We start from the raw sequence: 19246 nt of genomic DNA on the forward strand, positions 1-19246 counted from the left end.
CGACCTCACAAATTTTCTTTCTTCCAATTTTCAAGCTGCGAAATAAACTTAGAAAAATTTTCTTTATTTGAAAGCTCTGGGATTTGAGCAAGCAAAACCTGAGCAACTACCTTTTCATTATCCGCTTTTCGTTGAAGAATGAGAAGGCTTAAACTCGTTTCAATATGTTTAAACAGGCTCGTTGGTAATTTAAGGATTGCGATCAATTGTAATTCTGAGTGTTTTTTTAATAAATTTGCGAAATCAGTTGACTGTAGATCAGCACTATTAACCAGTAAGATCGCCGATTCACCGTCCTTCAAATTACTTTCTTGCAACATGCGATTACTTTCTGCGGTAAAATCAATGCCCAAAATACGGCTGATAATTATTTTTTTTGCATTCGGTGATTTGAAATCAAAATGATAAAGATCGGATAACTTTTTAATATCAGCGTTAATATTCGGATCATCAGACTTGCCATACAAGCTAAAAGTTCCTTTTAATTGACTGGCAAATTGGAAAAGTAAATCCGGAAAAACAACCGCTGGATCAAAAATATTATCTTCAAGTAAACCAAGTTTGCTAGTGATCAGCGCCATTAAGTCACCAATAACAGCGGGTGTCAGACGATTTGATAATACTAAATTTTGATTGAATCTTTTAGCAAAAAAAAGATTAAAAGCATTCACAAGTTCTTTTTGAGAAAAAGAACTGAAATCCAGTTTTCCAGCTGCATCAATCACACTATTCGGATCAACAAAGTCTGTGCTAATATTCTCATCTAAAAGTTGAACTATTTTAACTAAATTTTCAGTATGCATACTTTCATCTTAAGGATTTTCATCATTTTCAACAAGCTGATCGTTTTTGTTTCCATAGCAATGTGTAATATTTTGAAGCGCCGTTATTTGATTAGCATGAATCAGGGCCAAACCTAGAGATAATCCAGTGAAAAGAAAGATCAGGATGATCGTTGTCAAAAGTACATAGCTATTCTTCTTTCGGCTGATACTTTGCCAGCAATAAAGTCGTTTCATAATTTTCTCCACTATCGAATAATAAAGAGAAGTGTACTTTATTATCGTTTACAGTTAATTTGAATTTATCGACAGCAGCCAGCATCGGCATCGTACCACCATCGCTAGTTGTTAATTGTAGAATATGATTTTTCAAACGTAAAAATATTTTCTGTTTAATTTTATCTTCAGAAACAAAATAAATTTGTTGTGATTTTTCGTCAGACCAATAATACGCGCGATCATTGTTTTCTAATTGCATCAGCATTCTGTGATAACTGATTAAATTCGTAGTTGCTTTCTCTTGATTCGTGTACTGGACGGCAAACTGGATCAAGAATAAAATGATTGCAAAAATACCAAGCGAAATAACCGTTTCAATGATTGTGAATGATTTTTGTCTATTTTTGGGCATAAAATTTTGTTTCTAATTGCGTTCGCTGCCGATTGATTTGAATTTTTAACCTAGTAATTTGCTGTCTCTGCTGACTTTGCAGATCCAGCAAAAAGAAAATCGCCAATGTTGCGATAGACAAAGCGATCAATGTTTCAACGAGTACAAAAGATTTTTTTCGACTCATTTGCTTTTCTCCACACGATAATTCCCAAATCCTAATGAATAAATCAATGAAAATTTTCTATCACCCTCCGGATTAGAAAAAATAAGTGTCATCGGTGCAACATAGCCATTGGCTTTAATTACCATCTTACGGCTCGGTGCCAGTATTTCTTTCGGTATTGCTAATCGCTGCAATCGTTTGTGACAGTCCGAAAAATAAATATCATTTTGATTGAAAATCAGTTCAGTATCCCGGTTGCTTCGCTGTGCCGATAATTGTGCCTGGCTATAAAAAGACTCATATTTTTTCAAAAAACTTTTGGTTACTTGTTTTTCAGTCGGACGTGGCAGGCTGACGGCAATCGCACAGAGAAAAGCAATGATCGACAAAACGATCAACGATTCTAAAAGTGTGAAAGCTTTATTTCGAAACATTCGTCCCGCTGATCTTGATGCCTAATTCTTGAGCCTTTTTAGCCTGTTTATCTGTCAAATATTTATCTGAAACCAGGTCGGCATAAGTAACATCATTATCGTCTGTTTCATTTTCATAGAGACTGACTTGTGTTTGCACGACCGAAACCATCGCATCAGATTGAGTAGCAGCTGCTTTTTTACGCTGATTATTTAAATTCGGCAAAATTAAGAGCATCAGCAAGCTGATAATAAATAAGACCACGGCCATTTCAATCAATGTGAAAGCTGTTTTTTTATGCTTGATTTTCCCTAAAATAGTTTTAATTTGTTTCATTGACTGAGTCCTCCTAGTGTTTGATACATGGGCATTAACATTGATAAGTACAAAAAGACGATTCCGAGACCGACAAGCGCAAAACTAAGCGGCTGTACTAATCCGATCAAACGATCGACACTGCTTAAAAATTTCGTATAAATAATTTTCGAATAAACTTGAAGATTACGTTTTAAAAGCTTTTCATCTGATCCTTGTTGAAAATAAATATTGATTGTTGGATCAAGAAAAGCCAATTCTTCAAAAAAATCAGATAAGTTTTGACCTTTTTCCAACATTTCAACCATCTTGCAGGCAAATTCGGATTCAACAGACTGAATTTTATTTTCAGCAATATCTCTTGCGATCTGAGAAATTTGCAATCCTGAAGAAGTCAGCATGGAAAGCTGCAAAGAAAATTGATAGTTGACTAAATATGAAATTGTTTTACCGAATAACGGTAATTTTGTATAAAAAGTTATTTTTTGAATCTGCGTTAATTTTCTGAAAGTGACGTATTTATATCCAACGATTAACAAGATGCTTGAGATAATGGCAACCATTTTGATCCAAAAAAAGGAATCAACGGGTTCGTTACTTGCTTGATCCGACCAGCTGGACAAAATCGGTAATAAAAATATTTTGACTGCAACGGCTATCAAAAACAATAAAATCACTAAAATTAAAGGGTATTTCAAAATCTGTTTAATTTTATTTTCTTGTTCCAGATTTTTTTCCGCAAAATCAGCAAGCTGTAATAATACTGTTTCTAATTTACCGTAACGGTTAGCCATACCGATTTGAAAATTAAGCGAGTTATTTAAATACGGATGAACCGCCTGTGGAAAATCTTTTCCCTGGCTTAAATTCTGATTAAGTTTTTTCAACCATGCATCGTCAGGCGAAACATGCTCCATGAACTGTATTGCTTGATTAATTGAATAACCAGATTGAATAAGCTGACCCAGTAGACTAAAAAAAGCGACTTGTTTTTTACGAGATAATTTGTTGATAGTCTTCGCGGGTTTTCGCAGAAATTGTTTTATTTTTAAAGGCTTCATCTAATACCTCCTTAAAATGATTTGCTAGAGGATATTGTTCAGATTGAAAAATTTCGTCATTTGTTTTCCAATCAGCAATGGCTGCCAAACTGTTATCTATTTTTGGCAGCAACCGTTGATAGACTGAAAGCTTTAAAACCTGTTTTAACAAAGATTTATCCACACCTAATTCCAATAAACGATCACAAACAGCCATCGCAGAGTTAGCATGAATCGTAGAAAAAACAAGGTGACCGCTTAGCGATGCTTGAATCGTAGCCTGAGCCGTTTGCGCATCGCGAATTTCTCCGATCAGCAGAATATCAGGATGATGACGTAATGCTACCTTGATCAAATCTAGGTATGACATAGCAGCATCGTTATTTATCTGCAGCTGAATTGTTTTCGGATTTTTGATTTCAACCGGATCTTCGATCGTCAAAATTAAATTATCATCTGCGCGATCATTTAATAATTCATGAATAGTTGTCGTCTTGCCAGATCCGGTCGGTCCGGCAACAACCACGAGACCTTGAGCCGGCAATAATTGCTTGATCGCATGAAACTGCTTTCGTTGCAGCCAGAGCAAATCATGAATTTGGCGATCATAAAGAATTCTGATAACCATCGTTTCTTGATTATTAAAGTTACCAACCGTTGAAATTCTTAAAGACAAATTTTCTCTGTCTAAGTACCAATCCATTGATCCAACTTGTGGACGACGATTTTCAGCAATGTTCATTTGTGCTTTAAATTTTAAAAAGCTGAATAGTTTCAATGCTAATTGGCGGCTAATAATTCGAAAGCCTGTTGGCTGACGTCCGTTATGAAATTTAATCTGATAGTTTTCTAATTCTGGCAAAAGATAAATGTCCACGGCATTTGACACAATTGCTTCTTTAAGAATTGTTTTAAAATAGGCTTGCATTTTTGGCTCCTAATAAATTAATACGTATTTTTAGCCAAAATAAAAAAGCCCTCGCGGACTTTCTGAAATCTATTTTGTGTTAATGATTTTGCCTGTTTCTAAGTAATTCAAGGCATCTTGAAAATTTCGCACTGGAACCAGTTTTAATTTTGGCGCATATTTCTTTTGAGCTGCAACAGCTGTTTGCCAATTAGTCTTGCCGCCATCCAATTTCATATTTGCTTTAGTTGCTTTAACATAAGGCGAGAAGAATATGGTCGAACCGGCTTCTTGAGCTGCAATAATCTTTTTATCAATACCACCGATCTCCCCCACGTCACCTTTATCATCAATAGTACCAGTACCAGAAATATTGCGGCCTTTTTTAATATTTTCTCCCGATAATTGTGAATATAATTGCAGAGTAAACATAAGGCCTCCCGAAGGACCTGAGATTTCACCAACATTAACATTAACTTTTGGACTCGTTGTCACTTCGACATTATCAACTAAGCTAATACCAATTCCATTGCGGCCCTTCGGATAATCCTTACTGACTGTATTCGCTAAATGAATTGTTTTTCCAGACAAGGCTAGAGTCCGATTGTGTCTCAAAACTGTCAAAGTTACCGTCTTTCCTAAGGGTACCGTGGCTAGATATTTTTGAAACCCTGAAGCATTATCAAAATGCAGACCATCAATCTTGGTTATTGTATCGCCAATTTTTATTTTTTTTGCAAAATGCGAATTCTTAGTGATCGTCGCAACATAGATACCTAAATAATTCGATTTGATTTTGTCAGACATGCCAGCAGCTTCGAAAGCAACCTCTTCTGCCGATAAAATAGCTGTTTTCATTTGATATTCGCTGATCGCGGCATATACTTCATCAGAAACATTTCCTTGTACATCCTCTTTGGGCTCGATCGAATACCTGCTATCAAATTTGCTTATGAGCCAATAAAAATGATTCGCTTCTGATAAATAGACTGAGACAAGCCGCAAAGAACCCTTGGTTTTATCGTGTTTACCAGCTACGGTCATGAACTGATTGATATCGTCAGCCTCTCCGGGTGTTTCAACATAGGCATTTATAGGCAAAGCCAAATAAAAAGAAATAGCTACAACGGCCATCAGTCCAGCAAAAACGCCGCTAATGATTTTAATAAATTTTTTTTGTTTCATTTAGTTTTTAACTTTATCAGTTCTGACACGTTTTTGGGAACGAAATGACTAATATCAGCACCAAATTTAGCAACCTCTTTGAGGTTCGAAGAGGAAATATCTTGATAAATAGCTTGAGCAGGCAGCAAGACAGTTTCAACACCGCTTAATTGCCGATTCAGTTCAGCGATGTCTCGCTCATATTCATAGTCCTTGACATTTCTGATGCCACGAATAATGACATCAGCCTCGATAGAGCTTACGAATTCGACCGTTAATCCCGGCATTTTAGCTACTTCAGCATTTTCGAATTCTTGAATATCATCTGTGATCAGCTTGATTTTTTCTTCAGTTGAAAACATGCCTGTCTTACTTGTATTAATGCCGACAGCTACAACAACTTGATCAAAAAGTTTTGCAGCTCTGCGGATTACGTCCATATGTCCTAAAGTTAACGGATCAAAAGATCCAGGAAAAACAGCTTTTACCATAAATTAGTCCTTTTTGATTACTGTCAAATATGTAATGCCATAATTTTTTTGTGCCAGCACACTGAAACCTGCAGGGAGATTATCGTTGACAGAATGGAAGCCATGCTCATCCGTTTCCGCCACAAGCAGTGCTTGGTCTGCAAGAAGACCGTGTTCCAACAAATCAAGAATATCTTTTGCGATATGCTGTTTTGCATAAGGAGGATCAAAAATAACAAGATCAAAAACAATTCTTTGCTCAGCAAATTGCTTAATAGCTTGGCTAGCAGGTGCTTTGATCATAACAAAACTATCCAAATTTTTCGTTGCTGCCACATTCATTTTAATCGTTTCGATCGCTGGACCAGCATGATCCACAAGATAAGCTTTTTGATATCCTCTAGAAACAGCTTCTATTCCCAAAGCGCCAGATCCAGCATATAAATCAAGCACCAGATCACCTTTAGTATAGGGCGCGATCACAGAAAAAAGCGCCTCTTTGACTTTGTCTGTCGTTGGTCGTGTCAATTTGGATGAAACCATTTTTAGGCGCATTCCTTTATTTTTGCCAGCAACAACTCTCATTTATCAGCCTCCAAATTTTGTCTCCGCTGTTTTCCCGATAGCTTTTGGTTTTTATAAACACGTGATACGCTACAAGCGATCCCGACCGAGATCGAACTGATCAAAAAAGAGGAACCGCCGTATGAAATGAAAGGAAAAGTGACCCCCGTCAAAGGCATCACACCAATGATTCCACCTAAGTTAACTAGTGCTTGAATGAAGAAATAGCTACCAATTCCATACAAAATCAAGCGGCCAAAATTATTTTTAATATGAAAAGCAATATAAAACATGCGGCCGATCATAATCAATAAAACTGCCAAAACAATAAATAATGTGACCGATCCCAATTCTTCAACAAAAACAGCCATAATAAAATCAGTATTCGCCTCAGGCAGATAACCCATTTTTTCAATCGAATTGCCTAAACCGACACCGAATAAACCGCCATGAGCAATTGCATAAAAGGAGTTTACCAACTGAAGTGATTGGTTCTTTGCATATGGCCAAGGATCAATATAAATAAGCAATCGCAAAGCCTGATAATGTTTGGTTAAAAAGTGATTCGGAATCACCTTTAAAATCGACGGTAGCGCCACGTAGATAGCGGTGACTGAGGCGATTGCAGCAAAAAGATATCTTGGCTTTAGACCAGATGAAAATAAGACCACAGCCATTAGAAATAAAGCGATCAAAGCATTGCCTAAATCCGGCATAATGAGCACCAACCCAAAATTAAATAGGACGAATAAAATTTGTGAACGTGTATATCCTAAAAAACGATGGTCACCGAAATTTTTGTTCGTTGACAAAGAGGGCCTTCGCAATTGCCGTTCATACTTATCGAGCCGATGAGCGGATAGTGAAGACAAATATAAAACCACAACAATTTTGAAAATTTCAGCCGGTTGAATGTTAAATAATGGCAAATTGATCCAACCATGTGCGCCGGTTCCAGCTGTTGCTGGCGCAATAAAGCGAGCAAACAAAAGTAATATACAAGTGACTAATAATGCAAAACTAGCGACCTTTTGAGAAGCCAGCCATTTAATTTTGACAAAAAAACAAAAAAATAACACGATCAAAATACCAATCAGAGCAAATAATGATTGACGCATTAGAAAACTAAAAGCACCGGCAGAATAAGCAGCTGAGGCAGAAAAAACCATTAAAACACCAATTAAACTTAAAAATAAAAATGGCCCAATTAAGAACCAGTCCAATTGTTTCAGGAATCTAACCACCTATTTATTCTATCAGTCGCAATTAAGCTTGAAAACTGTGGCAAGATAAAAACATGAATGAAATCGTAATTTATACCGATGGTGGCAACCGTAATACTGGAAATAAATTAGGTCAGCACGTAAATGCCAAAGATTTATCGGCATGGGCCTATGTTATAGATGATGGATCGAAACAAATATCAGCCTCGGGCTTCCAACTGGGTGCTACAAATAATGCCATGGAATTGACCGCTGTTGGTTCAGCCTTTCGCAAAATATTATCAAATAGTGACTTGCAGAGGAGGCCCATAACACTTGTTAGCGACTCGCATTACGTTTTAGACCCAATGACGAAAGGCTGGCTACATAATTGGATGAAAACAAAAAAAGAGCGTCCAAACCTGCTCCTCTGGCAAACCCTATATCCAATGTATTTAGAACTAAATCCTTACCTAAGTTTTAAATGGGTTAAAGGCCACTTAAAAACCAAGGGCAATCTACAAGTAGATCATCTCCTTAATCAAGAAATGGACAAACATCTATAACTATTTAAAATTTATTTGCGAAAAATATCTAAAAATTTAGCAAACCAAGATTTCGATTCTTCAATGACTGGTTTTGCTGTTTCAACAGCTTTATCAGCAGCATCACTCGTAGCTGTGGCAGCCTTTGAAAGGACTGAACTAGCACTTTCGGATGCCTTATCAAGAACTGGTTTTGCTGTTTCGGCAACCTTGCTAGCAGCCGAACTGACAGCCTTTTTAACAGTTGATTTCTTAACAACAGCTTTTTTCACAGGCTTCTTAACTGAAACCGTGGCTTTTTTAGCTGTTGATTTAACTGCAGCAGTCTTTTTTGCAGCAGTCTTTTTACTAGACTTAACAGCTTTAGTCGCTGACTCTTTAGCAACAGCAGCTGTCTTCTTAACAGCTTCTTTAGCCGAATCAGCCTTTTTAGCAGTCTTTTTTGCAGCTGAGACTGTTTTAGTACTAGTCTTCTCGCTAGCTGCAGAGGCTTTTTTAGTCGTTTTTTTAACTGCTTTTTTAACTGGCACGGTCGTTTTTTTGGCTGCAGCAGATACTTTCTTTGCAACTTTGCCACCTTCGGCTGTCGCTTTGCTGGCAGCTTTCTTAGTAGTGGCTGCGGCTTTTTTAGTTCTTTCACTAACCGTTGTTGCTTTCTTTTCTGGCATTTTCTCTCCTTAGTAACGAGACAAATTTTAACAAAATTTTAAGGATGTGACAAATTTTTTACATTTTTGATTCAAGTTTAACATTTGGATACTTGTCAGCAAACCAAGTTAATGCAAAACGGTTTTCAAAAAGAATCACAGGATTGCCTAGTCGGTCCTTTGCCAGCATTGACCGAGAGGTATTCATTCTCTCGTCCAGCTCATCTAGCCTGATCCAACGAGCAATTTTTTTGCCAAGTGTTTCAAAAATAATTTGTGAATTATATTCATTGGCCATTCTGAATTGAAAAACTTCAAATTGCAGCTGGCCAACAGCACCCAAAATATATTCTTGGCCATGCCAAGATTCGAATAATTGAATCGTGCCTTCTTGAACTAACTGATTGATGCCCTTGTGATAGGACTTTTGTTTCATAACATCCTTAGCAATCACACGATTGAATAATTCCGGCGTAAAAGTTGGCAAAGGTTCAAATTCAACCGTCTGTTTTCCTTCATAAATGGAATCACCTATTTGAAAATTGCCAGTATCGTAAAGACCAATAATATCGCCAGGAACAGCGGTTTCGATATTTTCCCGTTCATCGGCCATAAATTGTGTCACATTGCTGAGTTTTAATTTCTTGGCATTGCGAGCCAGCGTTACTTCCATTCCTTTGTGAAATTCACCAGAAACGATGCGAACAAAGGCGATCCGGTCACGGTGATTAGGATTCATATTAGCTTGAATTTTGAAAACAAAAGCCGTGAACTGCTCGTTATCTGGTTGGATTTCTAAATGATCAACTGTTCTTTTGTAAGATGGCGCTGGCGCATATTTCAAATACTCAGATAAAAATTCTTCAACACCAAAATTAGCCAGTGCAGACCCAAAAAAGACCGGTGTCTGTTGGCCGTGTAGAATCTTACTCTCGTCAAATTGATTGCCCGCATCCTTTTGCAGCACAATTTCTTCCATTGATTCATCATAAACAGACTGGTCAATTGTTTTAGTGCTGTTGTAACGGATCAATTTATCATGCTGCAGATCATAAATGCCTTGTAAGACTTGGCCGGAACCGATCGGCCAATTCATTGGACAAGCCTGAATTCCCAGTGTTTTCTCCAACTCATCAACCAAATCAAAGGCATCTCGGCCATCACGATCTAATTTATTAAAAAAAGTGAAAACGGGAATGTGTCTTTTTGAAACAATTTCAAACAATTTTTTTGTCTGTGGCTCAATTCCCTTAGCTGAGTCAATCACCATCACAGCTGAATCAACAGCCATGAGTGTTCGATAAGTATCTTCAGAAAAATCTTCATGCCCAGGAGTATCAAGAATATTAATCCGTTTGCCAGCATAATCAAACTGTAAAACCGACGATGTGACTGAAATTCCTCGTTGCTGTTCAATCGCCATCCAGTCTGAAGAAGCCATTTTATTCGATCCACGACCCTTAACAGTGCCAGCCTGCCGGATGACGCCACCATGCAGCAGCAATTGTTCAGTCAAAGTTGTTTTCCCGGCATCCGGATGTGAAATAATCGCAAAAGTAATGCGATTTTTGTATTCGTCTTTAAAATTAGTCATAAAAAAATCCGCTACTCAAGTATAGCGGATTCCATCATTCTGTACATATTAGCTTAGTTTCTTTGATTACCAAAAATTCTTAGCAAATAAACGAAAATGTTAACAAAATCAAGATACAAACTCAGCGCACCTGAAATTGCCAAGCCATTCGTTGTATCGTTTCCTTGGCTTTTTAATTGAAAATACATTTGTTTCAAACGGTTGTTATCGTAGGCCGTATAAACACTAAAAACAACAACAGCTAAAATAGAAATGATCAAATTAAAACCAGGAACAAATATGCTGAGAATCAAGCCGACGATGACTGCGATCATACCGCCAAATAAAATCGGCGCCAATCCAGCCAGACTCTTTTTTGTAAAAAAGCCGTACAAGGACATCGCGGCAAAATCAACGGCAGCCATTAAGAAAGCCGAAACAATTGATGTCACACTGTACATGGCAAAAAGTGCTCCAAAGAAGATACCTTCAACAACCGCAAAGGCTAACAAACCGCCAAGTGCCAGTGTTGGATTTTTCAACGCGTTGCGTCCGATCAAAAAAACAACCGCTAACTGCGCAATTGCCAAAACGATCCAAGTGATCATCCCATGGCTGGCATAAAACTGGCTAAACTGCGTATAAAATGGATAAGCTAATGCATAAGCTAAGCCAAAGGTTATCAGCAATGCCGCTCCCATATATGCGTAAGTACGTTGGAAAAATGCCGCTAAACCAGATTCATTTGTTGAATCAGTTACGTCCTTTAACACGCGATTATCAGAAAAATTTTGCATTTTAACCTCCTTTCTGACTATTATAACAGGCAATTTACAAAATGGTCTGACTATTACTGACCATTTTATTTATATTTAATCTCATTTATAGCCATCAACTAATGCAGTTTCATACTTTTCAATATCCCCAGCACCCATAAATACAAGTACAGAACCATGTTCACCGCTCAATTTATCAAACGCATTTTTTTCAGTTAGTATCGCAGCGGCATTCGGAAGTTCAGACAAAATATCCTCACTTTTAGCATTGCCGGCTTTTTCTCGTAAAGAACCAAAGATGGGTGTGATATAAACTTTATCAGCAGCTTTTAAAGCTTCGACATATTCTTCTTTAAAAGCGCGTACCCGCGTATAAGTATGAGGCTGAAAAACAGCCACAAGTTGTTGATCAGGAAACTTTTGTCTGGCCGCATCGATCGTTGCTTTAATCTCATTGGGATGGTGTGCATAGTCGTCAACAATTGTTAAGTCGGCAACTTTGCTGATACTGAAGCGCCGTTTGGCGCCTTTGTAGGTCAGCAGCTCTTTTTGAATCTGATCAGCCGATAACCCTAAATCGTCTGCAGCCCCAATCGCTGCCAAAGTATCCAAAATACCATGATTTCCCTCGATGCTCGTAAAAAAGTCACCAACTTTGATAGCGTTTTTAAAAACGGAAAAATAGCTGCCTTCTGTCTTTCTAAGAATATCAGCGGCATACAGATCATCAGTTTTCTCTAAACCATAGGTACAAATCTTAGCGGTTTTAGGACGCAATTTTTTGATTTCCGGATCTTCGCCATAAGCATAAATTGTTTGTTGTACATGATCTGCAAATTCGGCAAAAGCTTTTTCCACATCATCTAAACTTTTATAGTAATCTGGATGATCCCAATCAATATTCGTGATAATAGCAATCTGTGGTGTGTAAGGCTGAAAATGACGGTCATACTCATCGGCTTCAACAACGAAATATTTCGAATTCGTAATGCCTTGACCAACGCCATCACCAATTAGAAAACTAGTTGGTTTATAAGCACTTAAAATATGTGATAGCAAGCTCGTCGTGCTCGTCTTTCCATGGGCCCCAGCAACGGCAATCGTGAAATGCCTGCGAATCACTTCTTCAACAGCCTGCGGATAAGTCAAAACTTGTGCTCCGATTTTATGGGCTGCCAAAACTTGTGGATGGTCATCAGCAAAAGCATTCCCCTTGACGATGACGTAATCATCTTTAATCAGTGCTGGGTCGAAATCCGTAATCTGAATACCAGCCTTGATCAATGGAAATTGAGTAAAAGTTTCTTTAGCGATATCAGATCCCAGCACCCGATGACCTTGATCATGCAAAATCATAGCCAAACTAGCCATGCCTGTTCCTTTGATACCAATAAAATAATAAGTTGTCATGTTTAGTTATTAAACTCCAATTGATTTGCTTTTTCAAAATTAAAACTGTCGCCGATTTCTGCAAAATCATCTGGCAATATGATCATCCCAGCATGGTCAGGTGCATTTTTCAAAGCGAGTTCTCTAGGAGCAGCCATCATGCCATAAGAATCAATTCCGCGTAATTGACCCGGCCAAATAATTTTGCCAGAAGGCATAATTGCACCAGGCAAACAAACGACTGTTTTGACACCCGATGCAAGATTAGGGCTGCCAGAAACGATTTGAACCAATTTATCTTCAGAAATTTTCACTTGAGCAATATGCAAATGATCAGAGTCTGGATGCGCTGAAATTGAATCAACATAGCCGATCACAAATTTCGCCTGAGTATCAGGGGCTAATTCAGCCTTAAAACCAGTTCTGAGAAGCAGTCCATTTAATTCTGCTATTTGAGCTGAATTTAAGTTTAACGGGCCTTTTTGAGGCTCTGGCAAGCCAGCAAAATGATATGCCAGCGTTTGATCGCCGCTGTAGATCCTCGTGATGGTGTTTTTCGTTTCTGAAAGTGAATTTTCTACCTCTGGTGCAAGAAAAAGAATTAAAGTGTCTGAATTGTAATCGGCAACAAGCATATTTCTATCTTAAAACAAAAATCATATAATGATTTGCATGAACAAAAAACATGGTAACTTAATTGCTGCTTCAATCGGTATTTTATTAGGCAGCGGCCTTTCCATTTTGTTAGCAAAAAAAATCAAAGAAAATAATGCTGATAAAATTCTCGAAATTGTTAAAAACACACTTTCTGAGCAGGGAAAAGTTTCAAACGCATGGATTAAAGGCCAGCGTATTGGCGGCGATGAGTACGACGCAGCCAGCGTCTATAACGGTGGTGCCAAAATTACAAATGAAAAAGGTGAGGAAAAAAGCATCAGCTTCGTAGCAGATGCTGACACAGGTGAAATATTTTCTGTAGATATTCTAAATTAAGCTGGGAAATTAGCTTTGATCCAATATTCCGGTTGATTCATTGATGCAAATTTTTTTTCGTATTCTGTTTCGATATTGGCAGGATTTTTTTTGATTTCATTATGCAGGTCATAACTAATTTCGTTATCAGACCAAACAAGGCCAAAATTTTTAAAACTTGTCAATGAGTATTCAAACAAACCAAGATTATCAGTTTTAAATTCAATCACGCTGGCAGGCATTAAAATTTCTGCATATGATTTTAAAAAATTAGGGGCAGTCAAGCGCCTTTTTTCGTGCTTAGCTTTCGGCCAAGGGTCGCTATGATTTAAAAACAGTTTACTAATTTCATTTTCAGCAAAATAAGTGGTTAGATCAGCACCGTTGCCAAGAATTAATCGCAAATTAGTTAATGGCTTGCCTGATTCAACAGCATTTTTACCAGCAATTGCCACAGCTGTTGGCTGAATTTCTAAACCAATAAAATTGATAGTTGGATATTTTATAGCGTTTTCCAAAATAAATTGGCCCTTACCAGATCCGATTTCTAAATAAATTGGACGCTTATTTTGAAAATTGCTTGCCCACTTGCCCTTCATTAGTTCAGCTGATGGATTATCAATGATTAGAGTACGATGATCGTTGATAAAGGGCTTAGCCCATTTTTTACTTCTTAATCTCATATTTAAATCCTACCAAACGAGGCAAATACCCTTTCACGATCAGCCAAGCGGCTAGACCAATAATTAAAAATGAAATCGAAACCGCTGTTGACTGATGGCCAAATAATAAGCAAATCAGTAGCAACAAGACAATCGGTGAAAAAATTTTAGTTGCTAAAAGTTGAAAATCGGCTAATTGCTTTTCACTATCTTGTGGATATATGCGTGCAATTCGATGCTGAGCATAATGTGAGAAAATCGGCTTCAATTGATAGGCAATTGCAAACAAAATAAAAATAGCAGCAATGGTTGCAGCGACAAGCGATGGCAGCGAAGCTGTTAAAAGCATACCCAAAATCGTTGTTGCAATCATCGTTAACATAAATTGCCGGCTTCTAAAAAAATAACGTGTAAAGAGAATCCAGTGATAGCTTTTGTTGTATCGCTGCAGTTTGTTAAGCACAAAATCCCAAATTCTTGTTGGCCGATTATCATGTTTAATTTCTTTAACATCTGTGAAGAAATTGAAAAATAGATTGATGCGATTGACACGTCTTAATTCAAGATTAATAGCATACGGCCAATTGATTTTTTGCTTCTGGACCATTTTGTTATATTTTAATATCAGCAAAAGCAGCTTGACGAATAGCGAAAATAAATAATAGCAAAATGCAAACCACCAACCAGATACTTTCAACATCATCGGCAGCAGAATAATATTTAGCATTGTTTGAATCGCAAAAGAGAACAGCAGTGATCTAAAAAGTGAATATTTCAATTGACGTTCTAGATCTGGAAAATTGGCAATCAAAAAAACTTGATCAGCTGTCTGCAGATAGGTTGTGAGATCACCAAAAAAAAGACCAAATACACTGATGATCAGCAGCGGTAAAATCAGCCAATAACCATTTTTCACAGTAGACAAACTATGTATATATTCATAGCCTAATAATGTAACTGCGATGAACAGAAAACCAATAAACTGGTCGTTAAAAGCACGGCTTAGATAGCGAAAATTTCTTCGAAAGGATATTTGTCGACGGTGCTGAAAAACATCATTCATGTTCAACCTCTTTCGCTAACCGAAAATAAATTTCATTGATGTTCTTTTGTTTGGGAAAAGCCTTAAAAATATCCTTTAATTTGCCTTGTACACGAATTTTCCCTTGATCAATCAGCAAAAAATCATCAACAAATTGTTCGGCTTCTTCGATCACATGTGTACTCATTAGGATCGTTTTACCGGCAGCTTTTTTTTCCTGCAATAATTCAATCAAATCCGCAACAGCTAAGGGATCCAGGCCGATAAAAGGCTCATCAATTACTAAAAGCGGCTTATCCGCTAAAAACGCCGTCACAATCATCACTTTTTGCCGCATGCCCTTAGAAAAATCGATCGGAAACCAATCTTGTTTATCAGACAGTCGGAAAATAGTTAATAATCGTTCAGCTTCCTGCTCGGCTTTTTGAGCATCGAGATGGTAAGCGGAAATCGTTGTCTGGATATGTTCTCGCAATGTTAGATCATCGTATATGACAGGCAATTCAGGAATATAGGCTAAACTATTTTGATATTGGATCGCTTCCTTTTGGCTATCTAGGCCATCAAAAGAAATTGTTCCCGATTTCGCTGTCATTAAACCGATCACATGATTAATCGTAGTTGTCTTGCCTGAGCCATTCAAACCAATCAACGCTGTCAAGCTACCCGACGGGACCGTAAAATTTAAATCTTTAATTGTATTAACCTGGCTGTATCCGCCAGTCAAATGAGTCACTTCTAATGTCATAGTATCGATTAAATTTTAGCAGATAGATATAATGTAGGCATGACAGATATATTCGATAAAATCATAAGTGGTGAAATTCCCAGTTATAAAGTTTACGAAGATGATGATGTTTTAGCTTTCTTAGATCTTTCTCAAGCAACCCCGGGCCATACATTGGTCATTCCTAAAAAACATGTACAGGATATTTATAGTTACGATGATGACCTATCGGCAAAAGTTTTGAGCAAACTGCCTGTGATCGCACGGGCAGTCAAAGCTTCCAATCCTAAGATCATCGGCATCAATATTTTATCTAATAACGGTGCAGCAGCTGGGCAATCAGTCCCCCACTCGCATTGGCACATCATTCCAAGGTATCAAGACGACGGACTGGATCTGCCAGGCGCAGTTGATCATTCAGATGAATATAGCCCCAGCAAATACGAAGCAGTTGCCAAATCTATTCGTGAGCAGTTTTGAATATGGATCAGCAAAACACAAAGAATTTTTTTCAAACACAGATTGATCAGCTGATCAATCTGTTTAAAACTGAAATATCCGTATTGAAAAAAGCATTTCAGGCGGCTAAAATCTTGACGATGCAAAGTTCTGTGCAAAAAAATAATCTCGATCAGCTTTCGCAACATTTCGATCAAGGAGAAAAAGAAATCGATCAAGCCACACAGAAGTTAGACAATGATTTGGCATCATTGAAAGAAGAATTGTCAACTGTCAAATATCCTTTTTCAAAGAAATAATTTGAGTTAAGGCCTAACTTCCGTTAGAATTAAAGGGTTATAAACTCACGGAGGAAATATGCGTAAATTTGTTTGGACAGCAATCGTGCTTTTGTTTTTAGCCGGTTCTGCCTATCTTGCATTAAATACATCAAAAGTTCTCGTTACCTCGAAATCTGGTGCGATTACCGAAGCTCAATATATGTCATCGGTTACAAAAACATCCGCAGGCGAACAACTCTTTGTCAGTATGGTTATGAACAATTCTTTGGAAAAGTTTTACGGAAAATCAGTCGCTCAGTCAGTTGTTGACAGCGAATACAGTCAACAAAAAGCTCAATATGGTAGTTCATGGTCAACATACTTATCCGAACAAAGCACCACTGCTTCGGCATATAAAAAACAGGTTCGAACTCAACTTCTCTTAATTCAAGCAGTTAAGGATTATCACAAAGTTTCAGCAGCTCAATTAAAAAAAGCTTATCAAAGCTACACGCCTAAAATGAGTGTTTCAACTATTACAGTTAGCAGTTCAGCCAAGGCTGATACAGTCCTAAAAGACTTAAAGGCTGGTAAAAGTTTTGCTTCAGAGGCCAAGGCAAACTCCTCTGACACATCTACTGCTTCTAAAGGCGGATTGATGCCCAGTTTCGATTCGACTTCTTCCGTTGTCTCCTCGTCAATCATCAAAGCAGCCAAGGGATTGAAAGTTGGATCATATACGGAACAAGCAGTTAAAAGTAATTCTGCATATATTATCGTCAAATTAAATTCAAGAGCTGAAAAAAAATCAATTTCAACTTATAAAAATATTTTAACAAACTCAATTATCAACACATGGGTTAACAATTCCAACAATACAACTAAGATTCAAAAGATTATTGGTAAAGTAATGAATAAGAACGATGTTCAGGTCAAATCATCATCCTATCCAACATTGAAGAATGCAATTGATCAATATATCATTTCTAATTCTTCTAGCACAACGACGAGTTCAAGCTCTTCCAGCAGTGCTAAATCATCCTCGAGCAAATAATAAACCAACAAAAAAGCCCTAGTCTTAATTGACTAGGGCTTTTTATGTAACAGCATTTACTTAACTAATGCAAGTAAATCAGCTTTTTTAGCACTGGCAGTATACTTAATGCTATTCGCATCAAGATAAGCCTTAATTGCAGCAACAGTAGAAGCTGCTGTTGGTTTCTCAACCACAGCTACTGCTGGTTCAGCAACAGTTTTTTTGCCAGGTTCAAGTACAAGTGGTTTTGCACCACCATTGTCAACACGCGCTATTTTAACATCATTATCTAATGTAGGTGCCTTACGCAAAGGTGCTGAAACTTGTTTTTTCGCAGCTTCAGCAAGACTTGAAAAAGTTGTAAAATCAGTGATCGCCAATTCCGCCAACATTTTTCTATTCAGATCAATGCCGGCCAGCTTTAAACCATGCATTAACTGAGAATAAGAGATGCCATTCATGCGACTTGCCGCGTTGATACGCGCAATCCATAATTTACGGTAATCGCGTTTAACATTCTTGCGGTCACGATAAGAATACAGATATGATTTCCAAACCTGTTGCTTAGCAACTTTAAAATTAATATGACGTTGGCCACGGTAGCCTTTGGCCAACTTGATGATTTTCTTACGACGAATACGTGTAACGTTCGTTCCTTTAACTCGCATAACTTATCTCCTTGACCAAAAATTATAGATTACTTAATATCTTTGCGTAGCGCTTAACATTAACTTTGTTCATCATAGCAGTTCCACGTAATTGGCGGCGCTGCTTCTTAGTTTTTCCATGAAAACGGTGGGAAGTAAATGCTTGAGCGGCTTTGAATCCACCTGAAGCAGTTTTCTTGAAACGCTTTGCTGCTGCGCGATTAGTCTTCATCTTTGGCATCTGTATTCTCCTTTATTTTGTTTTTCTTTTCGGATTGAGCTTTTTTAACAACATCTGGCTTAGGCGAAAGCAATAAGGACATCTGACGTCCTAGTAGCTGCGGCATCTGATCAATATTAGCTAACTCGCTCAATTGTTTAGCCATATTCAAAAGTACTTTACGGCCAACATCTTGATGAGTCATCATACGACCACGAAAACGCAAATTCAGTTTAACCTTATTACCCGCTACCAGAAACTTTGTCGCCGCTTTCTTGCGTGTTTCAAAATCTCCTTCACCAATAACAGGACTTAATCGGACTTCTTTAGTTTGAACAATTACTTGCTTTTTCTTGTTCTCACGAATTTTCTTTTGTTGCTCAAATTTAACTTTACCCCAGTCCATGATTCTAGCGACTGGTGGTTGAGCTTTCGCTTGTACAATAACTAAATCCAGACTTCTTTGATTCGCGATTTTTTGAGCATCGCGAGTACTCATAACCTTTTGTGACCCGCTATCAATGAGCATCACTTCGTGGAAGTGAATATTTTCATTGACTAGATCAATTTGGCGCTTGGGCCGTTGCTGTGGTCTTGCTATAAGAAAAATCCTCCATTTTAAGTTAGAAAAAGCGAGTCATGCAATCATGCAAAACC

26 protein-coding genes and 1 pseudogene are annotated in these 19246 nt (G+C 37.6%); 5 read left to right on the forward strand and 22 right to left on the reverse strand.

Annotated elements, in window-relative coordinates; translation table 11 throughout:
- Positions 1 to 5 precede the first annotated feature (5 nt).
- The 11 genes from DLJ48_RS00535 to DLJ48_RS00585 form a co-directional block, all read right to left on the reverse strand.
- Positions 6 to 803, reverse strand: a complete 798-nt coding sequence (locus DLJ48_RS00535; RefSeq protein ID WP_128684944.1) for a class I SAM-dependent methyltransferase — start codon at positions 801 to 803, stop codon at positions 6 to 8.
- Between the two features lie 169 nt (positions 804 to 972).
- Positions 973 to 1413, reverse strand: a complete 441-nt coding sequence (locus tag DLJ48_RS00540) for a competence type IV pilus minor pilin ComGF (RefSeq protein WP_128684948.1) — start codon at positions 1411 to 1413, stop codon at positions 973 to 975.
- Entirely contained in the window at positions 1400 to 1579 is a 180-nt protein-coding gene (locus tag DLJ48_RS00545) for a hypothetical protein (protein WP_128684951.1), read from the reverse strand. Before DLJ48_RS00545 ends, DLJ48_RS00540 begins: the two co-directional genes overlap by 14 nt.
- Positions 1576 to 1992, reverse strand: coding sequence for a type II secretion system protein (locus tag DLJ48_RS00550; RefSeq protein ID WP_128684953.1), 417 nt, complete (start codon positions 1990 to 1992; stop codon positions 1576 to 1578). Before DLJ48_RS00550 ends, DLJ48_RS00545 begins: the two co-directional genes overlap by 4 nt.
- Positions 1979 to 2308, reverse strand: coding sequence for a competence type IV pilus major pilin ComGC (gene comGC / locus DLJ48_RS00555; protein WP_128684955.1), 330 nt, complete (start codon positions 2306 to 2308; stop codon positions 1979 to 1981). Before comGC ends, DLJ48_RS00550 begins: the two co-directional genes overlap by 14 nt.
- A complete protein-coding gene (locus DLJ48_RS00560; protein ID WP_128684957.1) occupies positions 2305 to 3348 on the reverse strand; it encodes a type II secretion system F family protein in 1044 nt (347 codons plus the stop codon). The genes comGC and DLJ48_RS00560 overlap by 4 nt, the downstream gene beginning before the upstream one ends.
- Positions 3281 to 4255: a competence type IV pilus ATPase ComGA gene (gene comGA, locus DLJ48_RS00565; protein WP_128684959.1), complete on the reverse strand. Its 975-nt coding sequence runs from the start codon at positions 4253 to 4255 to the stop codon at positions 3281 to 3283. Before comGA ends, DLJ48_RS00560 begins: the two co-directional genes overlap by 68 nt.
- A 69-nt stretch (positions 4256 to 4324) precedes the next feature.
- Entirely contained in the window at positions 4325 to 5419 is a 1095-nt protein-coding gene (locus DLJ48_RS00570; protein ID WP_128684961.1) for a SepM family pheromone-processing serine protease, read from the reverse strand.
- Positions 5416 to 5889 carry a pantetheine-phosphate adenylyltransferase gene (gene coaD / locus DLJ48_RS00575; RefSeq protein WP_128684963.1) on the reverse strand — a complete coding sequence of 158 codons (474 nt, stop codon included), beginning with the start codon at positions 5887 to 5889 and terminating at the stop codon, positions 5416 to 5418. Before coaD ends, DLJ48_RS00570 begins: the two co-directional genes overlap by 4 nt.
- Before the next feature lie 3 nt (positions 5890 to 5892).
- Positions 5893 to 6453 (reverse strand): 16S rRNA (guanine(966)-N(2))-methyltransferase RsmD, encoded by a 561-nt coding sequence (gene rsmD, locus DLJ48_RS00580; protein WP_128684965.1) that lies wholly within the window; start codon positions 6451 to 6453, stop codon positions 5893 to 5895.
- Complete coding sequence (locus DLJ48_RS00585) at positions 6450 to 7601, reverse strand: FtsW/RodA/SpoVE family cell cycle protein (RefSeq protein WP_419776176.1); 1152 nt, start codon at positions 7599 to 7601, stop codon at positions 6450 to 6452. Before DLJ48_RS00585 ends, rsmD begins: the two co-directional genes overlap by 4 nt.
- Positions 7602 to 7729: 128 nt before the next feature.
- Between DLJ48_RS00585 and DLJ48_RS00590 the strand changes: the two genes are divergently transcribed.
- A complete protein-coding gene (locus DLJ48_RS00590; protein WP_128684969.1) occupies positions 7730 to 8200 on the forward strand; it encodes a ribonuclease H family protein in 471 nt (156 codons plus the stop codon).
- An 11-nt stretch (positions 8201 to 8211) separates the two neighbouring features.
- On the opposite strand, the gene DLJ48_RS00595 is transcribed toward DLJ48_RS00590, so the two are convergent.
- The 5 genes from DLJ48_RS00595 to ytpR form a co-directional block, all read right to left on the reverse strand.
- On the reverse strand, positions 8212 to 8847 hold the full coding sequence (locus tag DLJ48_RS00595; RefSeq protein ID WP_128684971.1) for a histidine biosynthesis protein HisIE: 636 nt from the start codon (positions 8845 to 8847) through the stop codon (positions 8212 to 8214).
- 58 nt (positions 8848 to 8905) lie between these two features.
- Positions 8906 to 10420, reverse strand: a complete 1515-nt coding sequence (locus tag DLJ48_RS00600) for a peptide chain release factor 3 (protein WP_128684973.1) — start codon at positions 10418 to 10420, stop codon at positions 8906 to 8908.
- A 53-nt stretch (positions 10421 to 10473) separates the two neighbouring features.
- Positions 10474 to 11196, reverse strand: coding sequence for a Bax inhibitor-1/YccA family protein (locus tag DLJ48_RS00605; RefSeq protein ID WP_128684975.1), 723 nt, complete (start codon positions 11194 to 11196; stop codon positions 10474 to 10476).
- Positions 11197 to 11277: 81 nt separating this feature from the next.
- Entirely contained in the window at positions 11278 to 12585 is a 1308-nt protein-coding gene (murC, locus tag DLJ48_RS00610; RefSeq protein WP_128684976.1) for a UDP-N-acetylmuramate--L-alanine ligase, read from the reverse strand.
- Between the two features lie 2 nt (positions 12586 to 12587).
- The gene (ytpR, locus tag DLJ48_RS00615) at positions 12588 to 13199 is read right to left on the reverse strand and encodes a YtpR family tRNA-binding protein (RefSeq protein ID WP_128684977.1); all 612 of its coding nucleotides are present in this window, start codon (positions 13197 to 13199) and stop codon (positions 12588 to 12590) included.
- A 37-nt stretch (positions 13200 to 13236) separates the two neighbouring features.
- On the opposite strand from ytpR, the gene DLJ48_RS00620 reads away from it, so the two are divergent.
- Positions 13237 to 13557 carry a hypothetical protein gene (locus DLJ48_RS00620; protein ID WP_128684979.1) on the forward strand — a complete coding sequence of 107 codons (321 nt, stop codon included), beginning with the start codon at positions 13237 to 13239 and terminating at the stop codon, positions 13555 to 13557.
- On the opposite strand, the gene trmB is transcribed toward DLJ48_RS00620, so the two are convergent.
- The 3 genes from trmB to DLJ48_RS00635 are packed head-to-tail and all read right to left on the reverse strand — an operon-like array spanning position 13554 to position 15988.
- Positions 13554 to 14219, reverse strand: a complete 666-nt coding sequence (gene trmB / locus DLJ48_RS00625) for a tRNA (guanosine(46)-N7)-methyltransferase TrmB (protein WP_128684981.1) — start codon at positions 14217 to 14219, stop codon at positions 13554 to 13556. The two genes, DLJ48_RS00620 and trmB, sit on opposite strands and share 4 nt — an antisense overlap.
- A complete protein-coding gene (locus DLJ48_RS00630; protein WP_128684983.1) occupies positions 14203 to 15261 on the reverse strand; it encodes an ABC transporter permease in 1059 nt (352 codons plus the stop codon). Before DLJ48_RS00630 ends, trmB begins: the two co-directional genes overlap by 17 nt.
- A complete protein-coding gene (locus tag DLJ48_RS00635) occupies positions 15254 to 15988 on the reverse strand; it encodes an ABC transporter ATP-binding protein (RefSeq protein WP_128684985.1) in 735 nt (244 codons plus the stop codon). The genes DLJ48_RS00630 and DLJ48_RS00635 overlap by 8 nt, the downstream gene beginning before the upstream one ends.
- Positions 15989 to 16027: 39 nt before the next feature.
- On the opposite strand from DLJ48_RS00635, the gene DLJ48_RS00640 reads away from it, so the two are divergent.
- The 3 genes from DLJ48_RS00640 to DLJ48_RS00650 are packed head-to-tail and all read left to right on the forward strand — an operon-like array spanning position 16028 to position 17740.
- Entirely contained in the window at positions 16028 to 16447 is a 420-nt protein-coding gene (locus DLJ48_RS00640; protein ID WP_128684987.1) for an HIT family protein, read from the forward strand.
- A gap of 2 nt (positions 16448 to 16449) precedes the next feature.
- A complete protein-coding gene (locus DLJ48_RS00645) occupies positions 16450 to 16725 on the forward strand; it encodes a hypothetical protein (protein WP_128684989.1) in 276 nt (91 codons plus the stop codon).
- 58 nt (positions 16726 to 16783) lie between these two features.
- Positions 16784 to 17740, forward strand: coding sequence for a peptidylprolyl isomerase (locus tag DLJ48_RS00650; protein WP_128684991.1), 957 nt, complete (start codon positions 16784 to 16786; stop codon positions 17738 to 17740).
- Positions 17741 to 17988: 248 nt separating this feature from the next.
- Here DLJ48_RS00650 and rplT read toward each other — a convergent pair.
- The 3 genes and pseudogenes from rplT to infC all read right to left on the reverse strand — a co-directional run.
- Positions 17989 to 18390 (reverse strand): annotated as a pseudogene (gene rplT / locus DLJ48_RS00655) (50S ribosomal protein L20); the annotation flags it as partial.
- A gap of 22 nt (positions 18391 to 18412) precedes the next feature.
- On the reverse strand, positions 18413 to 18610 hold the full coding sequence (rpmI, locus tag DLJ48_RS00660; RefSeq protein ID WP_128684995.1) for a 50S ribosomal protein L35: 198 nt from the start codon (positions 18608 to 18610) through the stop codon (positions 18413 to 18415).
- The gene (gene infC, locus DLJ48_RS00665) at positions 18591 to 19118 is read right to left on the reverse strand and encodes a translation initiation factor IF-3 (RefSeq protein ID WP_243148687.1); all 528 of its coding nucleotides are present in this window, start codon (positions 19116 to 19118) and stop codon (positions 18591 to 18593) included. The genes rpmI and infC overlap by 20 nt, the downstream gene beginning before the upstream one ends.
- Positions 19119 to 19246: the final 128 nt, after the last annotated feature.

The sequence above is a fragment of the Oenococcus sicerae genome (assembly GCF_004102045.2).
Classification (GTDB): domain Bacteria; phylum Bacillota; class Bacilli; order Lactobacillales; family Lactobacillaceae; genus Oenococcus; species Oenococcus sicerae.